The sequence below is a fragment of the Streptomyces lycii genome (assembly GCF_009735685.1).
Taxonomy (GTDB): domain Bacteria; phylum Actinomycetota; class Actinomycetes; order Streptomycetales; family Streptomycetaceae; genus Streptomyces; species Streptomyces lycii.
Genome location: NZ_WHPN01000422.1, coordinates 1 through 11980, shown reverse-complemented (window position 1 = coordinate 11980; position 11980 = coordinate 1). Strand labels below are relative to the sequence as shown.

Below are 11980 nucleotides of genomic sequence, written 5' to 3'. Positions count from 1 at the left end.
ACCAAGGAAGCACTCAGGAAGTGCTGCCGTGGAGACTCCGGCCAAGGAGCCGGAGCCGCTCAGATTCGGAGGCCCTCGACGCGGAGGACGACCCATTCTGTTGCTGTGTGATTCCGCAGAGACCCGCCCGAGTGGACCTGGCGCTCCCTCAGTGCTGGAGTAAGCAACAGATTTCGCGGAGCGGGCTCCGTTGAGAGGTCGCAGAGCGGGATCTCAGTCGGGCACGAAGCGGCCAGCTGGCATCACGGCGTGACGCCGCGTCAGAGATGCGGAGCATCGCGACGTACCGTCGCGTAGCGACGCCGCGTCGTCTTCGCGGAGCGAAGCGCGCGCGAGGCCGGCGGTGCTGGCCGGCCTGGAGCAGCGGTGGGCGACATCCGGGGTCCCGGCCGTGCGGCGCGAGCCGGGGGAGCCGGGGGCGAGGTGCGGGTGTACGCCGGCCTTCGACGCCCGGGTCTTTCAGCGGCAACGGCGGCCTGCACCGGTGATCGGGCCCGACCGGTCAGCCGTGCGCCGGGTCCCCGGAGTCGTTCGAGATGCTGCCTGACCGGCGGCTGGCCCTTGTGACGGAGACGGCTCGCAGTGTCGGAGAACGTATGCTTCCGCATCCTCGCATCGCCAACTGCGGCGAAGGTCTCAGCGGCACTGCGCGGGTTTTCAGCCGGTCGACGGTGGGCGCCGCTGCCTGCAGGTCGTGCGCAGCACCGACATGGGGGAGCCGGACCGGTGGTGCAGTAAGGCGGTGTCTCTATTGGCTCGCGTGCGGCAGGTGGTGCCCGGCTGCTCGTTGCTTCACTTCCATGGACGGCGACGGTTCTCAGGCTGTGGTTCGCGCTCGTACCGGCGAGCCAACTGCGGTGCGACGAGTCCGAGAACGAGCATCACGCCTGCGGCGAACCGGGCCGAGGGGGCGACCGCCATGATGACGCCCGCGCCAATGAGCGCGCCGGCGGTCACGCCCAGGGCAGGACGCCAGTCGGCTCGGTAGCGCTTGCTCCGAAGTAGGACTTGGACACAACCCCAACCGCCGATAGACGCGACGATGGCCAGGTAGTCGTACGCATGGACGAACGCGCCGCACCGGCTGCCCCCGCCAGCGGGCACTCGTACGCAATCCACGACCAGAAGCCGCGCGATCCCCAAGCTGGTGACTCCTGTCAACAGCGCCAGCAGGACAGCCCGCCCCCAGATGTTCGACATGCGCGGATCATAGAACCCGCCTGCCCGCTCGGACTGGTCGGGGCCGTTACGGGCCTGAGAGCAGTTCGCGGTCCCGTCACATACGGCGGTAGCGGATGAGGGCGCTGGCGATGCCGGCGAAGGTGCTCGGCCTTGCGTTCGTAGCGGCGGTGCAGGCGGTGGCAGCCGTTCAGCCACGACATGGTGCGCCCGGTCACCCAGCGGTGGCGGCCCAGGTGGCTGGAGCTCTCCACGCCCCGACGGGCGATGCGCGGCAGGACCTGCCTGTGACGCAGCCAGTTACGGAGGTGCTCGAAGTCGTAGCCCTTGTCCGCGTGTAGCTTGACCGGGCGGCGCCGGCGCGGGCCGAAGCGGGAGCGAACTGGTGGGATGCCCCGCATCAACGGCACGAGCGCCTGGCTGTCGTGGACGTTGGCGGCGGAGATACCCACCGACAGCGGCAAGCCGGCCCGGTCGCAGATGACGTGAACCTTCGACCCGTTCTTGCCACGGTCGGTCGGATTCGGTCCTGTCAAGGGCCCCTTTAACCGCCCGGACACTGACCGAGTCGATCGCGCAGCGCGACCAGTCGACCTCACCCGCGGCGCCGAGCTGATCCAACAGCGCCCTGTGCAGCTTGGCCCAGACCCGAGCTGTAGACGAGCCGGTGAAGCGCCGGTGCACCGTCTGACAGGAGGCGCCGAACACCGGCGGCAATTGCCGCCAGGCACAGCCGGACGTGGCCACGAACACGGTCGCCGCCAGCACCGCACGGTCATCACACCGCCGACGACCACCACCCTGCGGACGCACCGGTGCCTCTGGTACGACGTCCTGGAACAACTGCCACAACTCGTCCGACACCAGCCGATCGACTATCCCCATGCACCGGACAGCGAGCCACGACCAATCAAGACACCGCCTAAGAGGCGGGGGCGGTCTTCCGGCTCCCAGGCTGACCGTCGGGTCCCGGTGCGGTCCGGTCAGGAGAGGGCGGAGACGTGATCGTGCGCGTGGTCTGCTGTCCGGCCGGGCCGGAACCGGCGGCGGACGAGCGCGATCAGCGAAGGTCCTCCGCGGAAGCACCACAGGGCGATGACCGGATCACAGATGGCACATGCCGGAGATGCGTCGTGGCGGAACGGCAGAATCGGATTGCCCTTGAGGTGGTGGGCCATGTCCCAGGCGGTGTGGAGCAGCCAGCCGACGCCGGGCCGGGACCTGGCATGACCAGCCGTTGCGTACCAGCAGTTTCCGCACGCCCTGGATGGCGTAGGCCGGATGAAAGCGCCGGCCGATCACCGTCCTGATGCGCGCGAGCGTCCATCGCTGGTCCTCCCAGCCGTGTGCGGCAGGCCCCTTGGCCAGCTCCGCCTCCAGCTGGGCGAACTGCTTCCCGCTCAGTCTCGGCAGCGACGCCGGCCCCTGTGACCGCAGAGCCCGCGAGCCGTCCTCGTCCCACGTCTGCCGCCATCGCTGCACGGAGCGGACGCTGACCCGCAGGTCCCTGGCGATCACCCCGCTCGCCTCGCCCTGGGCAAACCTCTCGGCCGCCTTCAGCCGCAACTCCTCGCGGAACATCTGTCGCTCGGCGGTCAACCCGCCCCCTTTGGACACCGCATGCCTCGGTGATACCGCAGGGGCGACGAACCATCAGCCTCCACGACTCCACGATTCCAACCTCAGTAGGTATCCGTAAGAGCACGGCCCGCGGGCACCACAGCGGCGACGCTTTAATCCCGGCCTCAGGTTGATCGGGGAGAATGAGCGGCAAAGACATCGACTGGAAGGGGGCGGGCCGGCGTGCGGATCATGATCGCGGATGATGACCCGGCCATCCGTGCGTCGCTGGAGCGGGTGCTCCAGGTCGAGGGTTACGACACCAGCATCGTCACCAACGGTCTCGCCGTGCTCGACGGGGTCGGTGGGGCCAGCGGTGACACGCTGGATCTGCTGCTTCTCGACGTGATGATGCCCCGCCTCGGCGGGTTGGAGACCTGCCGGCGGTTGCGGGCCGCGGGTCGGGATCTGCCGGTGCTGATGCTGACCGCCCGTGACCAGGTCTCCGACCGGGTCGCGGGGCTGGACGCGGGCGCCGACGACTATCTGCCCAAGCCGTTCGCCACCGAGGAGTTGCTGGCCCGGGTGCGGGCCCTGCTGCGCCGGCGCACGCCGACCGACGAGGAGTCGCAGATCCTGTCGTTCGCCGACGTCCGGCTCGATCCCGACCGGTTCGAGGCGTGGCGTGGCGGGCGGCCGCTGCGCCTGACCCGGACCGAGTTCTCCCTCCTGCAGGTCCTCGTGGGCAACGCGACCCGGGTCTTGACCCGCGACGCGCTGTTCGAGGCGATCTGGGGCTTCGGCATGAGCTCCACCGCCAACAACCTCCAGGTATACGTGAGCTACCTGCGCCGCAAGATGGAGGCCGAGGGTGAGCCGCGATTGATCTACACGCTGCGCGGCCTGGGATACACGTTGCGGGAGACTCCTCCGTGAGCAGGCCCGCCGGCCGGGAACCGCGCCGGCTGACCCGATGGTGGCGCCGGCGGTCCCTGCGGACCAGGCTGACGGTGATCGCGGCGACGGCCATCGCGGTCAGCGTGTTCGCGGCCTTCCAGGTGGCCAGCGAGCTACTGGACTGGGAGCTGCAGGACACCGCCGAGAATCAGCTACGCGCCGACTCCCGCGTCCTGGCGACGGACGCGGAGCGCGCCGGTCTGGCGAAGGTCCAGCTGCCGCCGTATCCCGGAGCCGGTCGGCTGGAGCGGGTCATCCTGCCCGACGGCTCGATCCGGACGCCGGCCGGCCAACCCGCGCTGCCCCCGGTCAGCGAACACGCCGGGCGCGTGGCGCAGGGCGCTTCGGCCGACCTGATGGAGTCGAACGACAGCGACGACGACGGCTACCTCATCTACACGCTGCGGGCGGGCGACGGCGCGGTCCAGGTGGCCCGCGTCGTCGACGACAGCCCGGTCAACCGGTTCGGGTTGGGCATGCTGCTGATCGGGCTGCTCTGCGTGGTCGGCGGCGCCCTTGTCGGGCGGACCGTGGCGCGGACCGGGCTGGCACCGATCGACCGGCTGACCACCGCCGCGGTACGTGTCGCGCACACCCGGGATCTCGACGCCGACATCCCGGATGAGGGCGGTGGCGAGATCCGGCGGCTGATCCAGTCGATCAACGACATGCTCGCCGCGCTCCGGGACTCCCGGCGGGCCCAGCGGCTGCTCGCCGAGGACGCCGCCCACGAGCTGAAGACCCCGCTCACCAGCCTGCGCCTCAACGTAGAGCTGCTGATGCGGCTCGATCGGCGCGGCACCCTGGACAGCGCACTGCCGGCGGAGAGCCGGACCCGGCTGCTCGGCGATCTCGGCGCTCAGGTGGCCGAGTTGAGTACCCTTGCCGCCGAGCTGACCGACCTGGCGCGCGGTGACGTCAGCGACGAGAGCACCGAGGTACTCGACCTCGCCGACGTGGTGGTGGCCGCCGCGGCCCGGGTGCGTTCCCGCGTGCCCGACATCGAGGTCGCGCTCGACGTGGCCTCTGTGTGGGTGAGCGGGCGTCCCGCTGCGCTCGAGCGGGCGGTGCTCAACCTCATCGACAACGCCGGCAAGTGGTCCCCCTCGGACCAGCCGGTCCAGGTCCGGCTCCGTGCCGAGGGCGCATCGGCGGTGCTTGAGGTCGACGACGCCGGGCCGGGCATCGACGCCGCCGACGTACCGCGGGTGTTCGACCGGTTCTACCGTGCTGACAGCGCCCGGGCGTTGCCGGGATCCGGTCTGGGGCTGTCGATCGTGCAGCGGGTCGTTGACGCCCACGGCGGCCGGGCCACCGTCGCCCGCTCCGCACGCGGTGGCGCGCTGCTTCGGGCCGGCCTTCCGGCCGTGGCCCCGCCCGCCCCGATCGCGCGGCCCACCGCCGGGGAGGGCACCGCGGTGCGCTGACCCGCCCCCGCGGCGGGGCGCAGGACAAGGGACGGCGGCCCTCGGGCATGGCCCCGCGCGGCTCACCGCCGGGGCAGGACACCGCGATGCGCCGACCCCAGCCCCGGCGCGTGGCGCAGGACCAAAGGGCGGCGACCGTCGGGCTCGTGAAAACCCGGGACGGGCCTGGGCCCCCGTCCCGGATCTCGTCCGTGCCGCCGTGCCACAGCCGGGGCACCACAGGCGACGCGAGTCGCCGGCCGCTGGCATTTGTGGCACAACCTCGGCCAGGCCGCTGAGCGCATCTGGGCGAAACCCGGACGTGACCGGTCAGGGCGTCGAGTGCCGGGCGAGGCGTAACTGGGGTGTGCGCGGTGATCACGAGCCAGGCCCACCGGTTCGGCCGCGGCGGTGTCACGTAGCCTCGGGGCGGTCCGGCCGAGGGTCTGTTCGACCATGCGGAAGTTGTGTTCCAGGTCGAAACGGCGCAAGGATGCCTGCCGGAGCCGTTCCACGTCGTCGGGTGCGGCGCCGGTGTGTGACGACCACAGCCAAACCGGTTTCCGGTCGCGGTCACACCGGCGACGTCGTCGGCCGGGCCGCACGGCGTCGAGGAACCGCGGTCCATGAGGTCCGGCCCGGTTCCGGGGCGGCGGTGAACGAGTACGGCCAGCCCGGGATCAGCTGGGCCTGGTTCTTGCCGCGGCCGTAGACGTGACATAAAAACCTGCCGGGGCTGGTGGCGGCGTCCGGGCGCAGCCGGGCGCTGACGTCCACGGCCAGGACCAGCCGCCCGCGCACCGCGGTAGCGGCAGCCCGGTGAGGACGCCATGAAGCCGTTCGACCTCGATCCGGCCCTTGTTCAGCGCGTCGTACGGCGCGCCGTGCCCGCGCCGGTGCTCGGGCGGCAACGACAACCCGACCAGGGCTCGTACCGGCCCATCGGTACAGAGCACCGTGTCGGTGAGCTCGAACAGCGCGTCGACCGCGTGGGCAGGCAGGCGCAGAGTCGGTTCTGAGCTGAGTTCGGCTCCCGTCCATCGCCGACGGACTTTCGTGGGCGTGACTTCGGGTCCTGTTGCGACGGGTCTGATTCTCGTGCGGGTGTCGAACGGCGCTCCGGAGAGAAGTACCGTGGTACCACCTCCCTGTCGAAGATGACGACCGCAGTACGACGAAACAGGACGGAATCGAGCCTAGCGTTCAGGCCATGACGAAACCTGGAAGTCCACTGCGGAGGTTCGGGGCAGCCACCATCGCGCTGGCGACGGCGTTCGCTGTCGCCGCCTGCGGGTCGGACGCCGACAACAATGCGGCGCCCGCCGCGACCGGATCGCACGGCACGCACACGAGCGGGTCGTCGGCTCCACCGCAGCCGCTGCGCGCCGGCGAGCGGTTCGTCGACCGGAAGATGGCCGAGGCCTACACGCCCGCGCCGCCGGACGGCGCCGTGGACGAGTACCGGTGCCAGGTGCTCGATCCGGGCCTGACCAAGGAGGCGTTCCTGACCGGGACCCAGGTCGTGCCGGAGAACGTCGCCATCGCGCACCACGGCATCGTGTACGCGGTGCCGCCGGGCGGCGCTGCCGCGGTGCGCGAGCAGGACGCGAAGACTCCCGGCCCCGGCTGGCAGTGTTTCGGCGGGACCGGCGTGGACGGCGCCGACGTGGAGGGCGACGAAGAGGGCGCCGACCCGGGCGCGGCGTGGGTGGACACCTGGGCGCCGGGCGCCACGGAGACGCTGCTCGACCAGGACGCCGGCTTCAAGCTGGAGCCGGGCAGCCTGATCATCCTCCAGATGCACTACAACCTGCTCGCGACCGACGGCAAGCCGGGCGGGTCGGACCGTTCGGCGGTGCGGCTGCGGCTGAAGGACGGCACGCCGCAGACCCGGGAACTCGAGACGTGGTCGCTCGACGCGCCGACCGACCTGCCCTGTGCCGCCGACGAGTCGGGTCCGCTCTGTGACCGGGCGGCCTCGATCGCGGACGTGACGAAGCGGTTCGGGCCGGAGGTCGGCGAATTCGCGGACCGTCAGGTGGAGGAGTGCAACGAGGGCGGCGTGCCGGAGCCCGGTGACACCCAGTCCTGCGACCACGAGGTGCAGGAGCCGGTGACGGTGTTCGCCGGTTTCGGTCACATGCACATGCTCGGGCGGTCCATGAAGGTCGAACTCAACCCGGGCACGCCGAAGGCCAAGGTCCTGCTGGACGTGCCGCAGTTCGACTTCGACAACCAGCGGATGGTGAAGCTGCCGTCGCCGGTGCAGGTCGGTCCGGGGGACACGCTGCGGGTGACGTGTACGCACGACGCGGGGCTGCGCAAACAGCTGCCGCAGTTGAAGAAGCTGCCGCCGCGCTACGTCGTGTGGGGCGACGGAACCGGCGACGAGATGTGCATCGGCATCATGACGGTCTCCCCGCGCAAGTCCTGACGAAGCGTCGACGTGTGTAAGTTCACTGAGGCCGACAAGCCGAAAAACACCACTGTTTGCCGCTCAGGAGGCATCGTCTTGCCAGATCCAACACGCCGCACGGTTGTCTGCGGCCTGCTGGCCGGTCTGGTCGCACCGGTTTCCCTGGCCGCCTGCTCGTCCGAGACACCCGCCGCCAACCCGCCCGCCGGAGGATCCTCCGGCTCCGGTGGCTCGCCGTTGGCCAAGCTGGCCGACGTCCCGGTCGGCAGCGGGGCCATCGTGGACGGACCGTCAGGCAAAGTCCTGATCGTCCGGCCATCGGAGAACGAGGTCAAAGGGCTCGACCCGGTCTGCCCGCACGCGGGCGTCACCGTTTCCCAACCGGCGGATGGCACCATCACATGCCCCGGCCACGGCAGCGTCTTCGACGCCGCGACCGGCGACATGAAGAAGGGGCCGGCGACCACCGGCCTGACCCCGATCCCGGTGAAGATCAGCGGCGACTCAGTCGTGACCGCCTAGAAAGGTGTCGGCGGCCCGCCGGAACTCGGCGGGCCGTTCGACCCGGGGACAGTGGCCCACTGGTCGATCAGCACGACATCAGCGTTGGGGAAGAGCCTCGCCGACGCCTTCACCGGCCGCACACCCGTCAGACACCTGCGCGCCACCGAGCACCAGTGTCGGTGCCTGCACGGCAGCGAGCCTTCCGGCCAGGTCTTCCGTGGCTGCACGCTGAAAAACGCCTGCGCCGCGGCGGGGTCGGACATCCCAGTTGTGCGTGCTTCTGTTCGGCTGCCGTCCAGACGGCGTACCCCATCGGGGCCGCACGCCTGCTGCCAGGCATTGAACGCTGTCTCGTCGGACAGATCGGCGCCGTCTTGGAACGCGGCAACAGCTTTGTCGAACACCGGGTCGCCGCTTCGTTCACCGATGAGTTCCGCCGCGTCGGCGGGCTCGTCCACGGGACAGGTGGATGGCGGCGTGACGAGAAGGAGTCGGGTGACCCGCTCCGGATGGTGCGCCGCGTAGCTGATCGCGAGCCTGGTGCCGGCAGCATGGCCGATGATGGTCAACCGCCCCTGCCCCAGCTGCTCGGGCAGCGCTCGACATCACGGGCTTGAGTCCAGTACGCGCCTGTTTCGGCTCGCTCCGGCTTTGGTGACTTGTCGACAGCTCTGAGTTCACACACGTCCGCACTGAACTCACACCCGTGCGGCGTGGTGGCAGTCGGACGGGCGGTGGTGTGGGCGGCTGCAGGCGGACCCGGCAGTGGAGCGGTCGATCACGCCGAGCGGACCGGCCCGGAGCGGTGCGGCTGGACTACGGTCGCGCCCCCGACGGGCGCGCGAGACGAACGTTGAATCGGCCGGGTGAGTCTCAGGTCGTAGGCGAGGATGACGGCCTGGATCCGGTCCCGTGCGCCGATCTTGGCGAGGACCCGCCCGACGTGGGTCTTCACCGTCGACTCCGACAGCGTGAACCGTTGCGCGATCTCGCCGTTGGTGAGGCCGTGGCCGATGGCGACGAGGATCTCGCGCTCGCGGCCGGTCAGGGAATCCAGCCGGGGATCCTCCAGCACGGGCCCGCCATCGCCGAGCCGGTCGGCGAACGCGTCGAGCAGCCGCCGAGTCAGCGCCGGCGCGATCACTGCGGCCCCGGCGGCGACGGCCCGGATGCCGGCGAGCAGCTCCTCCGGGGGGATGTCCTTCAGCAGGAAACCGCTCGCCCCGGCCCGCAGCGCGGCGAGCGCGTACCGGTCCATGTCGAACGTCGTCAGCACCAGGATCCGCGAACGCCCACCGGCGGCGACGATGCGCCGGGTGGCCTCGATTCCGTCGACGCCCGGCATGCGGATGTCCATCAGCACCACGTCGGGACGCAGCTCGGTGGTCCACCGAACGGCCTCGGCGCCGTTCTCGGCCTCGCCGACGATCTTGGTGTCGGGGGTGCTCTCCAGCAGCATGCGAAACCCGAAGCGCTGCAGCGGCTGGGCGTCCACCACGAGCACGGAGATCATGAATGGCTGCCTTCAGGGTCGCGTAGACGGTCCAGCCGCCGTCCGATGCGGGGTCGGCGCTGAGCGTGCCGCCGTAGATCGCGGCGCGTTCAGCCATGCCTGCGAGGCCGCGACCCGCGTCGCCCGGCGACGCCTATTTCATACCGAGCGAACCTGAGACGACTGTTAAAACGGCGCTCAGGCCGGTTGGCCGCCGGCGCGGGTTCGTCGTCGGGCGGGCCGCTGTCGTGCACGACGATGTGGACCTGGCAGGAGTCGGCGGCCAGGCTCGGGCAGACGGTGGTGCGCGGGCCGGCGTGTTTGAGGGCGTTGGTCAGAGCCTCCTGCACGATGCGGAGGGCGGCCAGTTGCATGCCCGGGCCCAGCGGGCCGGGGCTGCCGGATCGCAATCATTGCAACAGCCGACTTCGCAGCGCTCGGATCTCGTGCTCCAGCGCGACGTTCGACTCCTGCGGTGCTCGATGATCACGCTTGTCTCGATCGGGGCCGGGAGACACTTGCGCACGGAAGCAGCCGAGGCTCCTCGGCAACAGCTCTGGCCTCGTGCTTTCACGAGGTGGGGTCCGAGGCTTGATCAAACAAGCAGAGAGTGCTCCTGAGCTGCAACGATGGGGTTTGTCCAGGGTCCTGTTGGCTGCACGGGAAGAAGCACTCTCCAGGTGAAGAAGCGTGCCGGGTCCTACCCGCGTATCCGCATCGAGGGCGGTGGCCGGGCAGTGGTCTCGCAGGTCGGGGACGTGCTGCTGGTCGAGGCCGTCCGCAGGGCCGGCTTGGACACGGCGATATCCGCGGCGCTGGCGCCGTGGCGGAAGACTCGGGCGGTGCACGATCCGGGGAAGGGCCTGCTGGACGTGGCGCTGGCGGTCGCGCTGGGCGGGGACTGCCTCGCGGATTACGTCGACGAGACGATCGAGATACGTGCTTCCCGGACGCCCGGATCGGCGACAGCGATGGTCCCCCGGTGACCCTCCCGGACGTCGAGCAGGGCGGGGCGGCCGTGTGCCACGGCCGCCCCGCCCCTCCCGCGACCGCCGCTTACAGGGCGGTCATGACGTGCTTGATGCGGGTGTAGTCCTCGAAGCCGTACGCCGAGAGGTCCTTGCCGTAGCCGGATTTCTTGAAGCCGCCGTGTGGCATCTCCGCGACCAGCGGGATGTGTGTGTTGATCCACACGCAGCCGAAGTCCAGGGCCTTGGACATGCGCATGGCGCGGCCGTGGTCCTTGGTCCACACCGAGGAGGCCAGGGCGTAGTCGACACCGTTCGCGTGCTCGACGGCCTCGGACTCGTCCGAGAAGGACTGGACGGTGATGACCGGGCCGAAGACCTCGTTCTGGATGATCTCGTCGTCCTGGCGGAGGCCGGAGACGACGGTCGCCGCGTAGAAGTAGCCCCGGTCGCCGACCCGGTGGCCGCCCGCCTCGACCTTGGCGTGCGCCGGGAGCCGCTCGATGAAGCCGCTGACCTGCTCCAGCTGGTTGGCGTTGTTGAGCGGGCCGAAGAACGGGTCGTCCTCGCCGGGACCGGTCCTGGCGTCGGCGGCGGCCTTGGCCAGGGCGCTCACGAACTCGTCGTGCACGGAGGCGTGGACGAGCACCCGGGTGGCGGCCGTGCAGTCCTGGCCCGCGTTGAAGTAGCCCGCCTCGCAGATGCCTTCGACGGCCTTGGCGATGTCGGCGTCCTCGAACACGACGACCGGCGCCTTGCCGCCCAGCTCCAGGTGCACCCGCTTGAGGTCCTTCGCGGCGCTCTCGGCGACCTGCATGCCGGCGCGGACCGAACCGGTGATGGAGGCCATCGCCGGGGTTCGGTGCTCGACCATGAGCCGCCCGGTGTCGCGGTCGCCGCAGACGACGTTGAAGACGCCCTTCGGCACGATCGAACCGATGATCTCGGCGAGCAGGACGGTGGACGCCGGGGTGGTGTCGGACGGCTTGAGGACGACGGTGTTGCCCGCGGCGAGCGCCGGGGCGAACTTCCACACGGCCATCATCATCGGGTAGTTCCACGGCGCGACCTGCGCGCAGACCCCGACCGGCTCACGGCGGACGATGGAGGTCAGGCCCTCCATGTACTCGCCGGCCGAGCGGCCTTCGAGCATCCGGGCCGCGCCCGCGAAGAAGCGGATCTGGTCGAGCATCATCGGCAGTTCCTCCTGCCGGGTCAGCTCCAGCGGCTTGCCGGTGTTCTCGCACTCGGCGGCCAGCAGTTCGTCGGCGCGCGCCTCGACCGCGTCGGCGATCTTCAGGAGGGCCTTCTGGCGCTCGCCCGGTACGAGGTCGCGCCAGGCCGGGAAGGCCGCGTCGGCCGCGGCCATGGCGGCGTCGACGTCCGCGGCGGCGGAGAGCGGGGCGGTGGCGTAGGCCCGGCCGGTGGCCGGATCGACCACCTCGGTGGTCCGGCCGTCGGCGGCGTCCCGGAACTCCCCGTCGATGTAGTTGCGCAG

The 11980-nt window shown here is 70.5% G+C and carries 9 protein-coding genes and 5 pseudogenes; 5 read left to right on the top strand and 9 right to left on the bottom strand.

Annotated features, from left to right (window positions below):
- Window positions 1–792: 792 nt before the first annotated feature.
- The 4 genes and pseudogenes from GCU69_RS30565 to GCU69_RS30555 all read right to left on the bottom strand — a co-directional run.
- On the bottom strand, window positions 793–1200 hold the full coding sequence (locus tag GCU69_RS30565) for a hypothetical protein (protein WP_098750757.1): 408 nt from the start codon (window positions 1198–1200) through the stop codon (window positions 793–795).
- Between the two features lie 122 nt (window positions 1201–1322).
- Window positions 1323–2064: pseudogene (locus tag GCU69_RS30560) on the bottom strand (IS5 family transposase); the annotation flags it as partial.
- Between the two features lie 98 nt (window positions 2065–2162).
- A pseudogene (locus tag GCU69_RS34225) lies at window positions 2163–2390 on the bottom strand (DUF6010 family protein); the annotation flags it as partial.
- Window positions 2380–2760 (bottom strand): annotated as a pseudogene (locus tag GCU69_RS30555) (winged helix-turn-helix domain-containing protein); the annotation flags it as partial. The pseudogenes GCU69_RS30555 and GCU69_RS34225, both read right to left, overlap by 11 nt.
- Before the next feature lie 222 nt (window positions 2761–2982).
- Here GCU69_RS30555 and GCU69_RS30550 point away from each other — a divergent pair.
- On the top strand, window positions 2983–3675 hold the full coding sequence (locus GCU69_RS30550) for a response regulator transcription factor (RefSeq protein ID WP_098750758.1): 693 nt from the start codon (window positions 2983–2985) through the stop codon (window positions 3673–3675).
- The gene (locus GCU69_RS30545; protein WP_156207821.1) at window positions 3672–5123 is read left to right on the top strand and encodes a HAMP domain-containing sensor histidine kinase; all 1452 of its coding nucleotides are present in this window, start codon (window positions 3672–3674) and stop codon (window positions 5121–5123) included. The genes GCU69_RS30550 and GCU69_RS30545 overlap by 4 nt, the downstream gene beginning before the upstream one ends.
- A 349-nt stretch (window positions 5124–5472) precedes the next feature.
- Here GCU69_RS30545 and GCU69_RS34655 read toward each other — a convergent pair.
- Window positions 5473–6109 (bottom strand): annotated as a pseudogene (locus tag GCU69_RS34655) (transposase); the annotation flags it as partial.
- 203 nt (window positions 6110–6312) lie between these two features.
- Between GCU69_RS34655 and GCU69_RS30535 the strand changes: the two are divergent.
- Entirely contained in the window at window positions 6313–7536 is a 1224-nt protein-coding gene (locus GCU69_RS30535; RefSeq protein WP_156207819.1) for a monooxygenase, read from the top strand.
- A gap of 12 nt (window positions 7537–7548) precedes the next feature.
- Window positions 7549–8040 carry a Rieske (2Fe-2S) protein gene (locus tag GCU69_RS30530; RefSeq protein ID WP_218038005.1) on the top strand — a complete coding sequence of 164 codons (492 nt, stop codon included), beginning with the start codon at window positions 7549–7551 and terminating at the stop codon, window positions 8038–8040.
- On the opposite strand, the gene GCU69_RS30525 is transcribed toward GCU69_RS30530, so the two are convergent.
- The 3 genes from GCU69_RS30525 to GCU69_RS34890 all read right to left on the bottom strand — a co-directional run bounded on the left by GCU69_RS30525 (window position 8037) and on the right by GCU69_RS34890 (window position 9888).
- A complete protein-coding gene (locus tag GCU69_RS30525) occupies window positions 8037–8606 on the bottom strand; it encodes an alpha/beta hydrolase family protein (RefSeq protein WP_268969343.1) in 570 nt (189 codons plus the stop codon). The genes GCU69_RS30530 and GCU69_RS30525 overlap by 4 nt on opposite strands.
- 194 nt (window positions 8607–8800) lie before the next feature.
- A complete protein-coding gene (locus tag GCU69_RS30520; RefSeq protein WP_156207817.1) occupies window positions 8801–9535 on the bottom strand; it encodes a response regulator in 735 nt (244 codons plus the stop codon).
- 89 nt (window positions 9536–9624) lie between these two features.
- Window positions 9625–9888, bottom strand: coding sequence for an ATP-binding protein (locus tag GCU69_RS34890; protein ID WP_408055864.1), 264 nt, complete (start codon window positions 9886–9888; stop codon window positions 9625–9627).
- Between the two features lie 306 nt (window positions 9889–10194).
- On the opposite strand from GCU69_RS34890, the pseudogene GCU69_RS30515 reads away from it, so the two are divergent.
- Window positions 10195–10428, top strand: a pseudogene (locus GCU69_RS30515) (transposase); the annotation flags it as partial.
- A gap of 142 nt (window positions 10429–10570) precedes the next feature.
- Here the strand turns inward: GCU69_RS30515 and GCU69_RS30510 are convergent.
- The coding region (locus GCU69_RS30510; protein WP_156207816.1) for a gamma-aminobutyraldehyde dehydrogenase at window positions 10571–11980 on the bottom strand (1410 nt) is incomplete at its 5' end.